The organism is Pyruvatibacter sp., from assembly GCF_040219635.1.
GTDB lineage: Bacteria > Pseudomonadota > Alphaproteobacteria > CGMCC-115125 > CGMCC-115125 > Pyruvatibacter.
The window spans coordinates 768,412-785,316 of sequence record NZ_JAVJSC010000003.1; the positions used below are offsets into that span (position 1 = coordinate 768,412).

At 61.5% G+C, this 16,905-nt stretch carries 16 protein-coding genes; 6 read left to right on the top strand and 10 right to left on the bottom strand.

The annotated features are described in order from the left end of the window. Positions 1 to 40: 40 nt before the first annotated feature. Complete coding sequence (locus RIB87_RS07115; RefSeq protein ID WP_350144988.1) at positions 41 to 2,590, top strand: transglycosylase domain-containing protein; 2,550 nt, start codon at positions 41 to 43, stop codon at positions 2,588 to 2,590. An 80-nt stretch (positions 2,591 to 2,670) separates the two neighbouring features. Here the strand turns inward: RIB87_RS07115 and RIB87_RS07120 are convergent, their stop codons facing one another. Next, entirely contained in the window at positions 2,671 to 3,654 is a 984-nt protein-coding gene (locus tag RIB87_RS07120) for an aldo/keto reductase (RefSeq protein ID WP_350144990.1), read from the bottom strand. A 30-nt stretch (positions 3,655 to 3,684) separates the two neighbouring features. Beyond that, positions 3,685 to 4,479, bottom strand: coding sequence for a M48 family metallopeptidase (locus RIB87_RS07125; RefSeq protein ID WP_350144992.1), 795 nt, complete (start codon positions 4,477 to 4,479; stop codon positions 3,685 to 3,687). 85 nt (positions 4,480 to 4,564) lie between these two features. On the opposite strand from RIB87_RS07125, the gene RIB87_RS07130 reads away from it, so the two are divergent. Continuing rightward, positions 4,565 to 4,987: a VOC family protein gene (locus RIB87_RS07130; RefSeq protein WP_350144994.1), complete on the top strand. Its 423-nt coding sequence runs from the start codon at positions 4,565 to 4,567 to the stop codon at positions 4,985 to 4,987. On the opposite strand, the gene RIB87_RS07135 is transcribed toward RIB87_RS07130, so the two are convergent. Continuing rightward, a complete protein-coding gene (locus RIB87_RS07135; RefSeq protein ID WP_350144996.1) occupies positions 4,984 to 5,607 on the bottom strand; it encodes an SCO family protein in 624 nt (207 codons plus the stop codon). The genes RIB87_RS07130 and RIB87_RS07135 overlap by 4 nt on opposite strands. Before the next feature lie 154 nt (positions 5,608 to 5,761). Between RIB87_RS07135 and RIB87_RS07140 the strand changes: the two genes are divergently transcribed. Continuing rightward, entirely contained in the window at positions 5,762 to 6,364 is a 603-nt protein-coding gene (locus RIB87_RS07140; protein ID WP_350144998.1) for an ankyrin repeat domain-containing protein, read from the top strand. Between the two features lie 61 nt (positions 6,365 to 6,425). After that, entirely contained in the window at positions 6,426 to 7,541 is a 1,116-nt protein-coding gene (locus RIB87_RS07145) for an MBL fold metallo-hydrolase (protein ID WP_350145000.1), read from the top strand. A 15-nt stretch (positions 7,542 to 7,556) separates the two neighbouring features. Here the strand turns inward: RIB87_RS07145 and RIB87_RS07150 are convergent, their stop codons facing one another. Both RIB87_RS07150 and RIB87_RS07155 read right to left on the bottom strand, forming a co-directional pair. Continuing rightward, a complete protein-coding gene (locus RIB87_RS07150) occupies positions 7,557 to 8,324 on the bottom strand; it encodes an ABC transporter permease (RefSeq protein ID WP_350145600.1) in 768 nt (255 codons plus the stop codon). Between the two features lie 122 nt (positions 8,325 to 8,446). Beyond that, positions 8,447 to 9,223 (bottom strand): ABC transporter ATP-binding protein, encoded by a 777-nt coding sequence (locus RIB87_RS07155; protein ID WP_350145002.1) that lies wholly within the window; start codon positions 9,221 to 9,223, stop codon positions 8,447 to 8,449. 92 nt (positions 9,224 to 9,315) lie between these two features. Here RIB87_RS07155 and RIB87_RS07160 point away from each other — a divergent pair, with 92 nt between their 5' ends. Continuing rightward, entirely contained in the window at positions 9,316 to 10,719 is a 1,404-nt protein-coding gene (locus RIB87_RS07160) for an ActS/PrrB/RegB family redox-sensitive histidine kinase (protein ID WP_350145004.1), read from the top strand. Positions 10,720 to 10,891: 172 nt separating this feature from the next. Then, the gene (locus RIB87_RS07165; RefSeq protein WP_350145006.1) at positions 10,892 to 11,473 is read left to right on the top strand and encodes an ActR/PrrA/RegA family redox response regulator transcription factor; all 582 of its coding nucleotides are present in this window, start codon (positions 10,892 to 10,894) and stop codon (positions 11,471 to 11,473) included. A gap of 5 nt (positions 11,474 to 11,478) precedes the next feature. Here the strand turns inward: RIB87_RS07165 and rfaD are convergent, their stop codons facing one another. From rfaD to RIB87_RS07190, 5 genes are all read right to left on the bottom strand, one after another. After that, entirely contained in the window at positions 11,479 to 12,465 is a 987-nt protein-coding gene (rfaD, locus tag RIB87_RS07170) for an ADP-glyceromanno-heptose 6-epimerase (protein WP_350145008.1), read from the bottom strand. Positions 12,466 to 12,486: 21 nt separating this feature from the next. Further along, positions 12,487 to 13,983, bottom strand: a complete 1,497-nt coding sequence (rfaE1, locus tag RIB87_RS07175) for a D-glycero-beta-D-manno-heptose-7-phosphate kinase (RefSeq protein ID WP_350145010.1) — start codon at positions 13,981 to 13,983, stop codon at positions 12,487 to 12,489. A gap of 184 nt (positions 13,984 to 14,167) precedes the next feature. Then, entirely contained in the window at positions 14,168 to 14,668 is a 501-nt protein-coding gene (locus RIB87_RS07180) for an MmcB family DNA repair protein (RefSeq protein ID WP_350145012.1), read from the bottom strand. A 37-nt stretch (positions 14,669 to 14,705) separates the two neighbouring features. Then, positions 14,706 to 15,608 (bottom strand): phosphotransferase, encoded by a 903-nt coding sequence (locus tag RIB87_RS07185; protein WP_350145014.1) that lies wholly within the window; start codon positions 15,606 to 15,608, stop codon positions 14,706 to 14,708. A 92-nt stretch (positions 15,609 to 15,700) separates the two neighbouring features. Beyond that, positions 15,701 to 16,825, bottom strand: a complete 1,125-nt coding sequence (locus RIB87_RS07190; protein WP_350145016.1) for a ferritin-like domain-containing protein — start codon at positions 16,823 to 16,825, stop codon at positions 15,701 to 15,703. Positions 16,826 to 16,905 lie beyond the last annotated feature (80 nt).

The following is a 16,905-nucleotide window of genomic DNA, read 5'->3' on the forward strand; positions in this document are numbered from 1 at the left end:
GTTAACCAATTCGAGTGCGGGCGGCTGGCTCGCGGGGCGTATGACGACGCGAAAAACGGCAGGACGCCGGGGGTTCCGTGATGGCGGTGGCCCCCGCGACAATGATGACGAGCAGGACATGCCGGATGAAGGCGTGATCCCGCGCGACCGCATTGCGCGTGCCGTTGCCGGCAAGCCTGAGCGACCGCGCCCTGCTGCCGTATCGCCACGCGAGATGCTGGCAGGCGTTGAAGCGCGTCGCGAGCGTATGCGGCGTGCGCGCGCAGCCGAGCCGGATGCTGTTCCCGATACATCTTTTGACACGGGCTTTGAGCCGGGCAGCCGATCGGCAACGACATCCGGCCCGCGTATCATCCGTCCACGGAGCATGCCGGTTTCTGAAACAGCTGATCTTGATGAAGATGTTCCGCGTCAGCCTCTCAAAACCCGCAAGCCAAACCCAAAGACACGATCTGACAAACGCCGGTCGGCACCAAAACCCGGCAGTGGCCATGGTGGTGGCGGTCGTGGCGGTCAGGGCGGCGGCAACACCAGCAACAGGGGTTCAGGCGGCGGTGGATTCACGCCACCGGCCTTCATAAAGCGCATCACCGCGCGGCATCTGGGGTATTGGGCTGCCGTTGCCTTGCTGTGGCTGGGCGTTGGCACCGTTGGGCTAGCGTTCACCTGGGCCATGGAACTTCCCGAAACGCAGGATCTGGCCGTGCCCACCCGCGCGCCGACCGTCACCATTCTGGCCAATGACGGCACGGTTCTGGCGCGGCGCGGCTCGGGCTTTGCGCGCGCGGTGGGGGTGGATGAACTGCCGCCGCATGTGGCGCACGCCTTTGTGGCCATCGAAGACCGCCGGTTTTATTCCCATGCGGGCGTGGACCCCTACGGCATCGCCCGCGCCATGGTGGCCAATTTCAAGGCCATGGATGTGGTGCAGGGCGGCTCGACCATTACCCAGCAGCTTGCCAAAAACCTGTTCCTCCAGCCTGACCGTACATTGAAGCGCAAAGTGCAGGAGACCATGCTGGCCCTGTGGCTGGAGAGCGAATACACCAAGGACGAATTGCTGACGCTGTATTTAAACCGCGTCTATTTCGGTGCGGGTGCTTACGGTATCGAGGCGGCAAGCCAGCGCTATTTCGACAAGCCCGCCGCTGAAATCACTGTTCCCGAAGCCGCCATGCTGGCCGGCCTCGTCAAGGCCCCGTCACGCCTCGCGCCGACAAATAACCCCGACGCTGCGCAGGCCCGCGCCAACATCGTGATCGACGCCATGCAGCGATACGGGTATCTGCCGCAGGCGCAGGCCGATACCGCGTCTGCGTTCCCCGCCGAACTGGCCCGCCGCGCTACGACTGAAACAGGCTATGCCGTTGACTGGATCGAGGAGCAACTGACCGATTTTGTCGGGCGCGCCGACCGCGACGTGACCGTTGAAACGACCCTCGACCCTGCGCTGCAAGTGGCGGCTGTCGGCGCTGTAAAAAGCGGTCTGGCGCTGGTCGGCGAAGCTGCCCGGGTCAGCCAGGGTGCGTTGGTGGCGTTGTCGCCCGACGGTGCCGTGCTGGCGCTTGTGGGCGGACGGTCATACCGCGACAGTCAGTTCAACCGCGCCACAACAGCGCAGCGCCAGCCCGGCTCCGCGTTCAAGACATTTGTGTATCTCACGGCCATGGAGCGCGGACTGACCCCCGTGACCATCCGGCGCGATGCCCCCGTCCAGATCGCCAACTATGCGCCGGGCAACTATGCCGACCGCTATGAAGGCGATGTGACGCTGATGCACGCGCTGTCCAAAAGCATCAACACCGTGGCCGTGCGGCTGACCCACGAAGCAGGCCCTGCCGCCGTTGCCCGCACGGCGCAGCGCATGGGTATCACCTCGCCCCTGCGCGCCGATTTGTCTTTGGCGCTTGGCTCGTCCGAAGTAACCCTCGCGGAGCTGACAGGTGCCTATGCCCCGTTTGCCAACGGCGGCAACGGCGTTATCGCGCACATCATCAACCGTGTGCTGATCGAAGCCGAAACCCAGCCTGAGGGTGATTTGCCTCCCGTCATGGAGGTGATCTATGAGCGCACCGGCGGCGGGCCGGGCAGGGTAATGACCCACACCAATGTGGCACGCATGAACGCCATGCTGGCCAGAACCATTTCAGACGGTACCGGGCGCCGCGCCCAGATAGGCCGCCCGGCCGCCGGCAAGACCGGCACCAGCCAGGACAATCGTGACGCCTGGTTCATCGGCTATACGGCAGATGTTGTGGCGGGTGTTTGGGTGGGTAATGACGACGGGTCATCCATGGTGGATGTCACCGGCGGCAAACTGCCCGCCGACATCTGGCGCAACTTCATGACTGCCGCCCATACCGGCAAAGCCCCGCGCGACCTGCCGGGCAACTGGCAGCCGCCCGTTGCTGTCGCCGCAGCGCCAATCTATGACCCGGCCATTCTGGCACCCGCCCCGGCGGGGGGGCCGGCAGCGGCACCGGCCTACGACCCGCGGTTCGGCCCGCCCGGCTATACACCCAACGGCTATGAGCGCCGCACCCCCGACCCCGAGCCCGGCTTCTTCGCCCGCCTGTTCGGCGGCAACTAGAGCGCCAACGCCCTTCGACAAAAGCCATGTCATCCCGGCCCGCGGCGGCGGGTGTTTTCTGGCGACGGTCTTGTCGGGCTTTAGTCCGTCTCGACAGTATCCATGATCGCCTGCGGGTAGCGCGCGCCGGTGACGGCATCGGCGCTGAAAATCGCATCGAGCTCTGCCATATCATCCGCAGACAGAATAATATCTGATGCCGCCGCGTTCTCCTCCAGATAGGCGCGGCGTTTGGTGCCGGGAATGGGCACGATGTTGCCCCCTTTCGCCATGACCCATGCCAGCGCCACTTGCCCTGCTTTGACGCCGCGCGTGGCAGCCATGTCTTCTACAGCAGATACAAGCGCCCGGTTGGCATCAAAGTTTTCATCGCTGAAGCGCGGCAGGATCGTGCGCATGTCGCCCTTGCCAAGGTCGTGCTTCTTGAGGGCCCCGGTGAGGAACCCGCGACCCAGCGGCGAGAACGGCACAAAGCCGATGCCAAGCTCGGCGCAGGCGGGCAGTACGTGGGCTTCCACGTCCCGCGTCCACAGCGAATACTCCGATTGTATCGCCGTGATCGGATGCACCGCATGAGCACGGCGAATGGTTTTGGCGGACACTTCACATAGCCCCAGATGCTTCACTTTGCCCGCCGCCACCAGATCAGCCATCGCGCCCACCGTGTCTTCAATGGGCACGGTGGGGTCGAGCCGGTGCATGTAGTAAAGGTCGATGTGGTCCAGTCCCAGCCGGGCAAGGCTCGCGTCGCAGGCCTGCTTCACATAAGCGGGGTCGCATTGTACGCCCATCAGTTTGCCGTCCTTGCCTGGCACAATGGCAAACTTGGTGGCGAGCTGAACGCGGTCGCGATGCGGCTTGAGCACCCGGCCCACCAGTTCCTCGTTGTGGCCCGCGCCGTAGGCATCAGCGGTATCGAAGAACGTAATGCCAAGGTCGAGCGCCCTGAGCAGCGTCGCCTCGGATTCAGCCATGTCCGCCACACCATAGGACTGCGACATGCCCATGCAGCCCAGGCCCTGTGCCGAAACGTCAAAGTCAGTGCCGAGTGTTCGCCGGTCCATCTGCCGCCCTCCTAAATGACTTATGGTCATTTAGATAGACGCTGCACCAAAGCGATGCAAGGCCGCGCCGTTCTCGGTCAGCCAGATTTTTGCCCGGTCTATGTCGTCAATGCGCGTGCGCACCAACGCCCAGAAGCGCGGCCCGTGATTGTGCTCAATCAGGTGGGCGGCTTCGTGCGCGGCCACATAATCCAGCGCATAGGGCGGTGCGAAAATCAGCCGCCAGGAATAATTGATGACCCGCGATGTAGAGCATGAGCCCCACCGGCTGGCGGTGTCGCGCAGGGTGATGCGTGCGGGGGCTGTGCCAAAGGCGGCAGCGTGCGCCAGGGTCGCCTGCGTCAGGTCGTGGCGGGCCTCCCGCTTGAGCCAGTCAGCAACCCGGCGGCTGATATGCGCCTTATCGCCGGAGACGATGAGGCGGGGTGCCACATTATCCTGCGCAAAAAGCGGCAGGTCAGGCTCTGTGTTCATGCAATGCGCCTCGGCACGCACGGGCGCCCGCGCCTTGCCGGATGCATCATGCGTGATCTGATGCCCGATCCCACGCACGGGAACGATTGCCCCGTCCGCAAACGGCACCGGGTCCGGCAACGCGTCCAGCCGTTCGGCAATCCAGCTTTCGTGCTGGCGGGCAAAGGTCAGAGCCTTTGCAAACCCGCGTGCGGTAGGGCTGGTGATGGTCACCTCGCGGGCAACGGGGTCCACCTTGAGGATCATCCGACGCGCCCGCTTGTTGGCGCGCAGCACCACGGGCACCTCGCGCCCGGCCACCTCAATGGTGGTGGGCAAAACTGCGCCGGTACTGGTCAGGGCCTTGTTCACGCGGGGGCTGCCATTATGGTTTGCACAGGAACTGTACGGAATCTGTACAGAATCAATTTCACACTACACCGCAAGGATACGCTTAATGAGCCCGCCACGCTTTCACCTGGCGTTCCCGGTTGATGATCTCGCCCGCGCCCGCACATTTTACGGCGATTTGCTTGGCTGTGCGCAAGGCCGCTCATCAGACGACTGGGTGGATTTCAATTTCCACGGCCACCAGATCGTTGCCCATCTCGCCCCTGCCGAATGCGCTCCGGCGGCAACCAATGCGGTGGATGGTGACGCTGTGCCCGTCCGCCATTTTGGGCTGATACTGGACTGGCAGGCGTGGGAAGCCCTTGCACAACGCCTGCGCGCTGCAAACACGCAGTTCATCATCGAACCGCATGTGCGCTTTGCCGGTCAGCCCGGCGAACAGGCGACGATGTTTTTGCAGGACCCGGCGGGCAACGCCCTTGAGTTCAAGGCATTTCGTGATGATGCAGATATTTTCGCAACAAGCTAAAGAAACTGGCGCAGGCGCGCGGCCATACGGTCAGGCAAGGTTTCATGGGTGAAGTTGGCCAGAAACGTGCCGTCCTCACCCATCAGATATACGACAGACGAATGGTCCATCGTGTAGCCACCGCTTGATGCCGGGTCCTCGACCTTGCGGAAATACACCTTGTAGGCTTTGGCAGTGGCTGCAATCTGCTCCGGCGTGCCGGTCAGCCCCACGAAGTTGTCGCCAAAATGATTGACGTAGGCCGCCATGGTTTCCACGTCGTCGCGTTCAGGGTCCACGGTGATAAACACCGGGGTAATCGCATCGGCATCCTCACCCAGTTCTTCCAGCGCCACGGCCATCACCTGCAGGGCGGTGGGGCACACATCAGGGCAGAACGTAAAGCCGAAATAGACCAGCGTCTTGCGACCCTCGAAGTCTGCTTGCGTCACAGCTTTCCCCGTATGATCAACCAGTGAAAACGGGCCGCCGATATTAGGTACACCAGTGCTGCGAACCGGCGCGGATTTGGCAGCGCTTTGCCCCTGCGGTGAGGAAAAACCGCCGGTTGCTAGCAAGCCAATCCCCGTGAGGGCAATGGTGGCAGTGGCGGCAATGGAGACGATCAACAGGCGGTTCATGGTACGTTCAGCCTCACAGGGTCACGATCACATTTCACTATGCGCCCGCCGGGTGCTTGACGTGGTGAAACGTCATGGCTTTAACAGCGGGCAGACGGGCACTCCAATCAGCGACCCGCCACACCAAAGACTATAACCAACAGGCCATCGGATCATGCAGACCAAGCGTCGCACACACAAAAGTAATCAGTCTCGCCCCGGCACGGTAGTGATTGTGGCCCTCACATTCATTGCGTCCGCACTTTTTGTGTCAGCCCCCGCATCCGCCCAGCTTGTGGCGGAAAACGACATGATAATCGCCGTGCGCAGCGGTGATGTCGCGCGGGTTGAAGAACAGTTTCTGGCGGGTCTTTCCGCTAATGAGCGCAGCATCCGCACGGTGCCGGCCCTCATTGAAGCGGTGACGGCAGGCAGCAAGGATGTGGTGGCGCTGCTGCTTGAGCGCGGCGCACGCGTGAACACGACACCCATTCGTGCCAACCAGACCGCCCTTGAAGCGGCGGTCCGCACCAACCGCATGGACATTGCCCAATTGCTGATTGATGCCGGAGCCGACGTGGACAAGGCAGGCACAGACAATGAAACCCCATTGATGATCGCCGCCAAACTTGGCCACACCAATATGGTGCAGTTGCTGATTGACGCCGGTGCCTACCTCAACGACACCGACAATACCGGCCGCACCCCGCTTATGCTGGCGGTCGAGCGCCGCCACCGCAGCACGGTTGAGGTGCTGGAGGCTGCCGGAGCCCAGTAGGCAGATGCAGCGCAGCAGGCACCAGGCGCTGGTTTCGTGAGCCCTTGCCTGTGTGCGCGCAATGCGTATATCCCCAAGCATGGATCGCAAATGGCCGGTGATCGGCAAACAGACACCGGTAGCCAAAGGGCAGCCCCAAAACGGCGCTGACAAAACGCCTTGGCATCATTTGCCTGACGGGCGTTTTCGCAACCCGCCGGGCAGCCCCAACCGCACTGCGGGCCTCAGGGACATGCTGCCCTTCATGGAGCGCATGTTCCGCCACAGCTTTCGTGATATTGAGATTCCCGACCACCACGTGGTGCCGCGCGAACAGGCGCGTGGTGCCCTCAACAAGGCGCTTGCGCCGGGCAACGCAGACCGTGGCGTTGTCACGTGGCTGGGTCATGCCTCTTTTTTGCTGCGCATCGGCGGCAAGACAATTCTGACGGACCCCTACCTCACCACCTATGCAGGCCCCGTCGGCTTTGGCCCCAGGCGCTACGTGCCGTCAGGCATCGCCGTGCGCGACCTGCCGCCCATTGATGTGCTGGCAATCAGCCACAACCACTATGACCATCTGGACGAAACAGCCCTGCACCGCCTGCCCGGCAAGGACACCATGACTGTTGTGGCGCCGTTGGGGCTGGGCGATTTTTTCCGCGAGCGCGGGTTCCGGTTTGTGGTGGATATGGACTGGTATCAGTCGCTGACGCTCAACGACCTCACCATCAAGGCGCTGCCGTGCATTCACTGGTCACGGCGCTCCGGCCTCGACACCAACAGGTCACTGTGGGCAGCGTTCTCCTTTGAGGGGCCCCAAGGCCGTGTGTTCTTTGGCGGTGACACAGCCTATGGCCCTGTCTTTGAGGAAATAGGCACCCGCGAAGGCCCATTTGATCTGGCGCTGATCGGCATCGGTGCCTACGAGCCGCGCGCCATCATGAAGGCCAGCCACGCCAACCCGGAAGAAGCCGTGCAGATCGGCATTGATATTGGTGCACGCACATTGGTGGGTATGCATTGGGGCACCGTCATTCTCACCGAGGAGCCGCCGTTTGAGCCACCTGAACGGTTTGTGGCCGCAGGCCGCGAGCGCGGTTTTGCCGACGACGACATCTGGATCATGCGCATCGGTGAAACGCGCTTTTTGCCGTCGCGGCGGACTGACATTGATGGCCATGACGGCAACGACTAGCGCTCGTTTCGCTGGTTATTCCCCAATCGTCAGCAACATGCCGCGCTCTTTGGCAGCGCGCAGAAACGCCATGAAAATGACGTAACCACCGGCAAAAAACACAACATTGAGAGCCGCCGCAAAGGCCAGCCGGCTCCAGTCAATCACGCCGTCAAACAAAATGCTCCGCATACCCTCAAATACATATGTCGGTGGCAGACACAGCGCGATGGCTTCAAGCCAGCCGGGCATCACACTGACCGGGTAATAGATGCCGCACAGCGGCACGAAAATAAACGGCACTGCCCAGGCCAGGCTTTCAGCCCCCAGTCCGTTGCGCAGAATGATGCCGGTCACAACCAGCGCCACCGCCCAGCCAAACACAACCAGGTTGGCAAAGAACGCCACCAGCGCAATACCCAACTCAAAAAGGTTGAACCCGAAAAACCACACGGCGATCAGCAGCGCCGGTGCCATGCCGATGATCGTGCGGATGATACTCATGCCAACAAGTGCGGTAACAAACTCAACAGGTCTCAATGGCGACACCATGAGATGCCCGAAATTGCGGCTCCACATCTCTTCAAAAAATGAAATTGTAAAGCCAAGCTGGCCGCGAAACATCAGCTCCCACAGCAAGACCGATCCCACTAGCACCCCGCCTGCCATGGCAAACACGTCTGTTGTTTCCGCCAGAAAGGTTTGCAGAAACCCCCACATGACAAGGTTCATGCTCGGCCAGTAACCAAGCTCAAGCAGGCGCGGCCACGACCCGCGCAGCAGATACCAGTAACGCAACACCATGGCGCCGATGCGGGCAAACGAAAACGCCGGGTTGGCGCGGGTGATCGGCGGCAGACGGGTGGCCGTGCTGGTGGGTGTGCTGGTGCCCGTGCTCGTTGGTGTGCGGTGTGTGTCCGGAACGCTCATGACACGGATCCTTGCAGTTCGGCGGCGCGGATGCCTGTGCCGCGCGCCACATCCAGAAACACGTCCTCAAGTTTTGTGCGGCCATAGCGGCCCAGCAACTCAGCCGGACTGCCACGGTCAACGATGCGGCCTTTGGTCATCATCAACACCTGGTCGGCCAGCCGCTCTACCTCGCCCATATTGTGAGAAGCCAGCAGAATACTTGCGCCGGTGCGCGCCTTGTAGGCTTCGAAATAGCCGCGCACCCAATCCGCCGTATCCGGATCAAGTGAGGCTGTGGGTTCATCCAGCAGCAACAGTTCCGGTTCATTGATAAGTGCCTTCGCCAGTCCGACGCGGGTTTTCTGCCCGGCTGACAGCTTGCCTGACGGCCGGTCGAGGAACTCCGTCAACGCCAGATCATCCGCGATTGCCAGCACCCGCTCGCGCACATGGTCTAGGCCGTAGAGACGTGCATACACCGTGAGATTTTCCCGCACGGTCAGTCGCATGGGCATGTCCACATAGGGGCTTTCAAAGTTCATCAGCGCGTTGGCCTGCCGCCGGTGCGTTGTCAGATCAAAGCCAAGCGCGTGCAGTGTGCCGCTGCTGGGTGTCACCAGTCCCAGAATCATTGCAATGGTCGTGGTCTTGCCTGCGCCGTTGCCGCCCAGCAAGGCCAGGGTGCCGCCGCGTTCCATCGTGAAGCTCACACCATCCACCGCCACCACGTTGCCGTAGTGTTTCACCAGGTTGGCGACGTCAAGTGCGGGTGTGTCGGGTGGGTGTGACATGCAGTCTCCGTCAGCGGGCAAACAGGTGGTACAAGTGTCTATACTCCTGATGTCGCCTCTTGCGCGACCACCAAAGAGGTTTTGTTGTACCCATGGCAGCAGACAATCAACTGCTGGCGCCCGACGCCCCTGAACGCGGCGGTGCATTGGCGCGCGCGGTGACGGATATTTTCGAGGCCGGGCGGCTGCGGCTTCAAACGCTTATTTTGTTGCGCTGGCTTGCGGTCGGCGGCCAGCTTGCGGCGGTGTTGTTCACAGCCTTCGTGTTGAACTTCGACCTGCCGCTTGAACTGTGCCTTGGTGCCATTGCAGCATCTGCCTGGCTCAACATCATTTTGGCGCTGCGTTACCCCGCACCACGCCGGCTGGGTGAAACAGAAGCAGCGCTGTATCTGGCCTATGACATTTTGCAGCTTGCGGTGCTGCTCTATCTGACGGGCGGCCTGGAAAACCCGTTCGCATTCCTGTTCCTCGTGCCGGTAACTATTTCGGCAACCACCTTGTCTTTGCGCGCCACCATGTGGCTGGCAGCGCTTGCCTTTGTGGCCATCACTTTACTGGGCCCGTTTCACCTGCCGTTGCCGTGGTTTGCAGGTGAGGAAGTGAAACTGCCGCCGCTGTGGATTCTCGGCATGTGGGTGGCGCTCGTACTGGGGTTGGCGTTCATGGCGGCGTATGCGTTCAGGGTTGCGCGCGAAGGGCGACGCATGGCGGCAGCGTTGTCTGCGACACAACTGGTGTTGGCGCGCGAGCAGCGGCTGTCAGCGCTCGACGGATTGGCGGCAGCCGCGGCCCATGAACTGGGCACACCGCTGGCCACCATCACACTTGTGACCAAGGAAATGAAACGCGACGCTGCCCCAGGCACCGACCCCGCGATGCTTGAGGATCTTGATCTGCTGCACAGCCAGGCCGAGCGGTGCCGCGATATTCTGGCAACGCTCAGTATGCGCAGCGAGGCGGGAGACGAAATGCACGCGCGCATGTCGCTGGCCGTTTTGCTGGACGAAGCTGCGGGCCCGTTCCGCGACAGGGGCTGCGACATTGCCATCGAGTTGTCGCCACAAAGCGGTGCCGATGCAGGCGAGCCCCCTGATTTTGTCCGCCGCACGGAGATCCTCTATGCGTTGCGCAATCTCATCGAAAACGCCGTTGCCTTCGCCAAGAGCCACGTCACGGTGAGCGCCCGCTGGTGGGCGGACACGGTGGAAATTGCCATCACCGATGACGGGCCGGGATTTTCGCCCGATATCATCGACCAGCTTGGCGAGCCCTATGTTTCCACCCGCCGCACCGTACCCGGCGAACATGCCCCCGACAGTGCAGTTGATGGCGGCGGGATGGGGCTGGGCTTTTTTATCGCCAAAACGCTGGTCGAGCGCAGCGGCGCACGCCTCATTGCCGCCAACCGTACGCGCGGCCAGCGCGGTGCGGTCGTGCGGCTGGTGTGGCCGCGGGCAATGATTGAAGCACCGAGGAGCGAGTTAACCCATTGAAAATTCATGGATATAGGTCCGGAATAGCGCCAAATCTGCTTTGATTTCGGGCTCAACTGCGCCATATATCGGGGTGAATGAAAGTGCATGACGCGTGTGCGGCCCCCCAAGTCTGCCAGGAAGCCCGCAACCTCAGAAGCCGAAACCTCAGAAGCCCGCAAAGGTGCCAGTGATGAATATGCCGGACAATGTCGATACCCAGCGTGATACGACGCGAGTTGATGCGTTGGCCGACAAGTCCCTGTTGATTGTTGATGACGATCAGCCGTTTCTGACGCGTCTGGGCCGGGCGATGGAGCGACGCGGTTTTGAGGTGCGGCTTGCATCAAGCGTGGTCGAAGGCTTGAGCGAAGTGCGCAAACAGCCCCCGGCATTCGCCGTGGTTGACCTGCGCCTTGAAGACGGCACCGGGTTGGATGTGGTGCAGGCGCTGCATGGCGCCCGCGCAGATGCGCGCGCCATCATGCTGACAGGCTATGGCAACATCACAACCGCAGTTGCCGCCGTAAAGCTTGGTGCCGTGGACTATCTGGCAAAGCCTGCGGATGCGGACGACGTGGAAGCAGCCTTGCTGGCCCAGCCGGATGCGTTGCCTGAGCCACCGGAGAACCCCATGTCCGCTGATCGTGTGCGGTGGGAACATATTCAGCGCGTTTATGAACTGTGCGGGCGCAACGTCTCAGAGACCGCGCGCCGCCTCAACATGCACCGACGCACCCTGCAGCGCATTCTGGCCAAGCGCTCACCCCGCTAGGCGGCCTATCGGTATGGGTTGTCGGTTTCCAGATACGAGCGCACATACTCCGCCACACCATCTTCGAGTGACGTAGGTGTGCCGGTATAGCCCGCCGCGCGCAGCCGCTGCATGTCGGCCTGCGTAAAATACTGATACTTGTCGCGGATCGCCACCGGCGTATCGACGTACGAAATATCCGGCGTGCGGTTGAGGGCAGCAAACACCGCTGTTGCCAGATCCTTGAAGCTGCGCGCCTCGCCGGTGCCAACATTAAAAAGTCCGCTTACGGACGGTGTATCCAGAAGCCACGCGATGATCGCAGCACAGTCCTTCACATACACGAAGTCGCGCAGTTGTCCGCCGTCCTCGTAGGCAGGGTTGTGTGAGCGGAACAGCTTTACTGTTTCACCCGCGCTGGCGGCCGGGTGAATATGCGCCACAACGCTCTTCTGGCCGCCCTTGTGATATTCGTTTGGCCCGTAAACATTGAAGAACTTGAGCCCCGCCCATTGCGGCGGTGTTCTGTCGCCTGCAGCCACGCGTCGGGCAATGCGCTGGTCCACCAGATGCTTTGACCAGCCATAGGCGTTGAGCGGCGCGAGAGTGCGCAGCGCATCCACGCTCATGTCATCATCAAAGCCCGCCTCGCCATTCCCATAAGTTGCCGCCGATGAGGCATAAATGAATGGCGTTTGTGTGCGCGTGCACCAATCCCAAATGTCGTTGGTCAGGCGGATGTTGGAACGAACAATCAGGTCAACGTCAGTTTCAGTTGTTGATGATATGGCCCCCATGTGAATGACCGCCTCAATCGCATCGGCGTTGTCATCCAGAAATCTTGCCAGTGCTTCGGGCGCGATCACATCGTCGATGGCGCTGCTGGCAATGTTGCGCCACTTGTCACCGCTCTCCAGCCAGTCGCACACGACAAGCTGCGACCGCCTGCTTTCAGACAAATGCGCCAGAACGTTGGAGCCGATGAACCCGGCTCCGCCGGTAACAATAATCATGTGAAGCGTCTCATTCGAAAATCAGCCGGTCATGCGTTTGACTGTGTGCGACGTGCTTTCGCCCGGCACCAGCTTCGCCAGCACAATGCGGCCTCCCGCGGCCTGCACAACATCTGCGCCTACGACGGTGTCCACGGTGTAGTCAGCACCCTTCACCAGCACGTCCGGTTCAAGGATTTTGATCAGCTCCAGCGGTGTGTCGTCTGAAAAGATCACCACCATATCCACGTCTTCGAGGGATGCCAGAACCAGCGCGCGGGCCATCTCTGATTGCAACGGCCGCGCCTCGCCCTTGAGCCTTTTTACCGAACTGTCGGAGTTGAGCCCCACCACCAGCCGGTCGCACTCTGCTTTTGATTGCCGCAGCAGCGACAGGTGGCCGGGGTGAATGAGATCAAAGCAGCCATTGGTAAAGCCGACGCTTTGACCCTGTGCTTTCCAGCGGTGCGCCATGCCGGCGGCCTCATCACGGGCGCAGATTTTGCGATCAGCCTTGCTGACACCTTCAGACTGCAGCGCGTGGGACACCTCGTCTGCGCGCACAACGGCAGTGCCGATCTTGGCGACCACCAGCCCCGCAGCGGCATTGGCAATGCGTGCTGCCTGCGCCATGGGTGCGCCCGCAGCAATCGCCAGCCCCAAAACCGCAAGCACCGTGTCACCTGCGCCTGACACGTCAAACACTTCAATGGCCCGCGCCGGAAAGTGTGCCGCATCAAGGCCATCGTCCGTGCGGGTCACAAGCGTCATGCCGTGCTGCGACCGGGTGATGAGCAAGGCAGTGGCATTGGATTTTGTCAGCGCTTCATGCGCGGCATCCATAATCTGCGAATCCGTCTCGCAGGGCAGGCCTGTGGCCAGCGCCAGTTCCTTGAGGTTGGGTTTGATGAGTGTCGCGCCGCTGTAGCGGGTGAAGTCTGCCGACTTGGGGTCAACAATCACCGGCAGTTTCATCTCGCGGGCAGCGCCGATGATGGCCTGCAGCACGTTGTCCGACAGGCACCCCTTGGCGTAGTCCGACAGAACAATGGCACCGGCATTTTCCATTTCAGCGCGCGCAGCGGACACCACATCATCCACGGCGGTCTGCGACAGTGGCAACGACACTTCATGGTCTGCGCGCAGCAGTTGCTGGGCTGCGGCCACAAACCGTGTCTTGACGGTGGTGGCGCGGCCGATGTCAGTGATGAGATCCGGCTCAATGCGTGTTTCGTCCGCCAGCAGTCGCACAACTTCGCGGCCCGCGTCATCGTCGCCGATGGTGGCAACCAGGCTGGCTGTGCCACCCAATGCCGCAACATTGCGTGCGACGTTTCCAACGCCGCCCAGCATCGCCGCCTCACGCTCGACGGTGATGACAGGAATGGGTGCCTCAGGCGAAATGCGGTCCACCCGGCCATACACATAGCGGTCCAGCATGATATCGCCCAGGCACACAACGCGTGCCGTTGCGAACCTGCCGATCACCTCAGGGTCGGTAGGCGCATCTGTGTCGGCAGGAGTTGCTGGTGGTGTCATGGGGCCGGTTATATCGCGAGGGGGTGTGTGACGCGCTGACTGCGCAGGGTCGCAAGGCAGGGTTTAGGAGTGGTGTAAGCAACAATCATAGGGCGCTAACCCACGGGCTGAAAGGCCGCAGCATCAGGCCGGTTAATGCCGACCATCCGCTGCGGCATCTGCTTTCCTATCCCATTCCGGCCCGTTATCCCATACCCGCCTCAGGGTCTGCCAGATGCGACAGGCGCAACGCGCCGGCCCGTGCGATGCGCAGCGTCACGGCCCTGCGGCGTGCCGCATTGAGCTTGTCCAGCGGGGCTTCCCGCAACATGTCAGCACCATACCGGTCAGCCACCAAAAGACCTGCGTCGCGGGGCAGCTCATGCATGGGAAAGTCGCCGGGCACGGCAAAAAACAGCCGATCACAAAAATCGAGATAATCAGGCCATTTGCTGTCGGCCCGCAGGTCCGCGAGGCTGGTCTTGATTTCAATGATGAGGATTTCGCCGCCGCTGCCCAGCGCCACCACGTCGGCCCGCCTGCCGCCGGCCAGCGTGAACTCTGTGAGCGGTGCAAGCCCCAGCCCCATCAGATGGCGGCAAACGCCACGCTGTACATCAAGCGCGCGGGCCGACTGTCGCCCGTCGTGCGGCAATGTGAGGTCTCGCCAGCGGGCTTGCTGATCGGTGTCAGGTATCCGGGACATGGCGCAACGCTAGCCGCCCCGAAAGAACAAAACAAGATCAACCAAGAGCCTTGAGGGCTTCTTTGGCGCGGTCGCGCGCGGCGTCTGCATCAAGCTCTTTGACCGTACCCAAAGTTGCGATGGCAAGCGTGCCCAGCGCGTTGAGGGCAAAAGCCGCCGCCAGTCGATGCGGGTCGGGCGGTGGTCCGCCTGCCGCGCAATACCCGTCGATCAGGGCCTGCGGTGGCCCGCCAAGGTCGTGGGCGTGGCGCAACTCCACCTCGATACACCCCGCCTGAGCCTCACCCAGATCAACGAACCCGACACCGTGCGGGCCTGTGTCTGCCGATGGGCCGTCGGCCAGCAGCACATTGCCTGCGTTGATGTCGCCATGCAGAAACGGGTGCGGCGCACCGGACGCGAACACCGCCTCAACCTCGGCACATGCTGCTGCCATGTCAGGAACAATCTCGGCGATTTGCGCCAGCCGAACATGTGTGAGGTTGGGCAGGGGGGCGTGACGAGCTGCAATCGCAATACTGAGCATCTGGAATTGCGCGGCAGCCGCTCCGATACGCTGCATGATGCTGTTGCGGGCCTGTTCGTCAGTGGCATCGGCCAGAGCTGCCGATGCGCGAACGCCCGGCAATATGCTCATGCGTATCCAGCCATAATAGTGTGCCAGCTGATGCCTGCCCTGGGGGACCAGACCTGACGCCACCAGCCGCGCAGTGCGCACATCACCGCCAAGCCCGTTCAGCCGCGCCAGAGCCTGCACTTCACCGTCAAAAATGGTCACACCGGAGCCAATGCCGCCGGTGTGTCTGACCAGCTTGAGCGCCGTGCCGTCGCCCAGATCAAAAACGTCACCCCACACGCCGCCGCCAATGCGGCACCAGCGTGAGGCGTCGGGCAGCGGGGTGGCTGTGAGAGTCTGCGCAATGATGTGGGGGGATGACATTGCCAAGCCTATCCATGCGCGGCGGCAAAAGAAAAGCGGCCCCCCGGTTTGCCGGGAGGCCGCCTTTTTGTTTTGACAGTGAGACGCGCGCCTTATTCGGCAGCGGACACCGTCTTGAGAGCATCAGAGCGGGCACCGAAATTGATGGTCTGAAGGAACTTGATGCCTTCTTCCGCAATGTCGTCACCAACCATGTGATCGCCTTCTGCCTTCAGTTCGTCCATGTCAACATAGGTTGCATAGAACGCCTTGGTGCGATCAGTGATGATGCCGGCCTTGAGCAGCGTTTTAATCAGCACACGGAAAATATCCGTGCCCGACTTCATGCGCTCCTTGCGGTCCTCGTCGGTGAAGGCTTCGAGCATTTCAGCCTGAACCTGCTGCCAGTCGAGACCAAAGCTTTCATAGATCACTTTTTTCTGTTCCGGGTTCACCAGATTGAACAGCAGTGTCTGGAAGCATTCAGCCGCCCAGTCTTCAATCAGGTGCTGCTCTTCTTCGGAAAGATTGGGAACCGTGCGGTCTGCCCAGATCTTGCCGAACTTGTGGTGGAACGCTTCGTCGGTCATGACGAGCTGCGTCAGGCGCACCAGCAGCGGATCCTTGGCGTGGGTGTACAGCATGGCAAAGGCGCCCATGGCGAGGCCTTCAACCAGCATCTGCATCCCAACAACTTTCTTGTACACCTCAGGTGCATTGACGATGTCGGTGAGCAGGTTTTTCAGGGTTTCACCGCACGGCAGCGGTGTGCCCCAGCGGGCCTTCACGTAAGCGGCAAAGCCTGTGACGTGACGGGCTTCTTCGCGGGTCTGGTTGGCGGCATATTCCTGCGCGCCGGGATCACGAAGGATGTGGCAGAGCGAGGCAGAGAGGCCAAGCGCGCCCGATTCGCCGTGCAGAATGGCTGACAGGTTCCAGCGCGCGCTTTCATTGATGAAGCGGATGCGCTCTTTCTGCGGCATGTTCTTGAAGCTGGGCAACTGAAGCTCAGGCACCATGTCTTCAGGCATGATCGACTCGTTTTCCATGTCGAACGGCTCGGAAAAGTCGATGTACTTCGTGTCCAGCGGGTCCCAGAAATGGTCATGGGTGGCTGAAATGATCTTGTCGAACGCAGTTGAGCGGGCGCCATAGCGGTCCACTTCAATCATCGCAGCGAAGTCATCAGGCGCAACCGCGTCGTAGGCGGCGTCATAGGTAATCTGGCGCGTCGTCATGAGTGAGGTGCCTCCTTGCAAGAAGCCAGCATCCCCCCACTAAAAGGTGCCGGCAAACAACTCTGAAATCAGGATGCTGC

Coding starts and splice junctions, on each gene's coding strand:
- RIB87_RS07150 (WP_350145600.1), bottom strand. CDS start 8,324: ATGGTGTTGCGTTACTGGTATCTGCTGCGCGGGTCGTGGCCGCGCCTG.
- RIB87_RS07165 (WP_350145006.1), top strand. CDS start 10,892: ATGAATATGCCGGACAATGTCGATACCCAGCGTGATACGACGCGAGTT.
- RIB87_RS07180 (WP_350145012.1), bottom strand. CDS start 14,668: ATGTCCCGGATACCTGACACCGATCAGCAAGCCCGCTGGCGAGACCTC.
- RIB87_RS07145 (WP_350145000.1), top strand. CDS start 6,426: ATGCGTATATCCCCAAGCATGGATCGCAAATGGCCGGTGATCGGCAAA.
- RIB87_RS07155 (WP_350145002.1), bottom strand. CDS start 9,223: ATGTCACACCCACCCGACACACCCGCACTTGACGTCGCCAACCTGGTG.
- RIB87_RS07160 (WP_350145004.1), top strand. CDS start 9,316: ATGGCAGCAGACAATCAACTGCTGGCGCCCGACGCCCCTGAACGCGGC.
- RIB87_RS07140 (WP_350144998.1), top strand. CDS start 5,762: ATGCAGACCAAGCGTCGCACACACAAAAGTAATCAGTCTCGCCCCGGC.
- RIB87_RS07120 (WP_350144990.1), bottom strand. CDS start 3,654: ATGGACCGGCGAACACTCGGCACTGACTTTGACGTTTCGGCACAGGGC.
- rfaD (WP_350145008.1), bottom strand. CDS start 12,465: ATGATTATTGTTACCGGCGGAGCCGGGTTCATCGGCTCCAACGTTCTG.
- RIB87_RS07135 (WP_350144996.1), bottom strand. CDS start 5,607: ATGAACCGCCTGTTGATCGTCTCCATTGCCGCCACTGCCACCATTGCC.
- RIB87_RS07190 (WP_350145016.1), bottom strand. CDS start 16,825: ATGACGACGCGCCAGATTACCTATGACGCCGCCTACGACGCGGTTGCG.
- RIB87_RS07130 (WP_350144994.1), top strand. CDS start 4,565: ATGAGCCCGCCACGCTTTCACCTGGCGTTCCCGGTTGATGATCTCGCC.
- rfaE1 (WP_350145010.1), bottom strand. CDS start 13,983: ATGACACCACCAGCAACTCCTGCCGACACAGATGCGCCTACCGACCCT.
- RIB87_RS07115 (WP_350144988.1), top strand. CDS start 41: ATGACGACGCGAAAAACGGCAGGACGCCGGGGGTTCCGTGATGGCGGT.
- RIB87_RS07185 (WP_350145014.1), bottom strand. CDS start 15,608: ATGTCATCCCCCCACATCATTGCGCAGACTCTCACAGCCACCCCGCTG.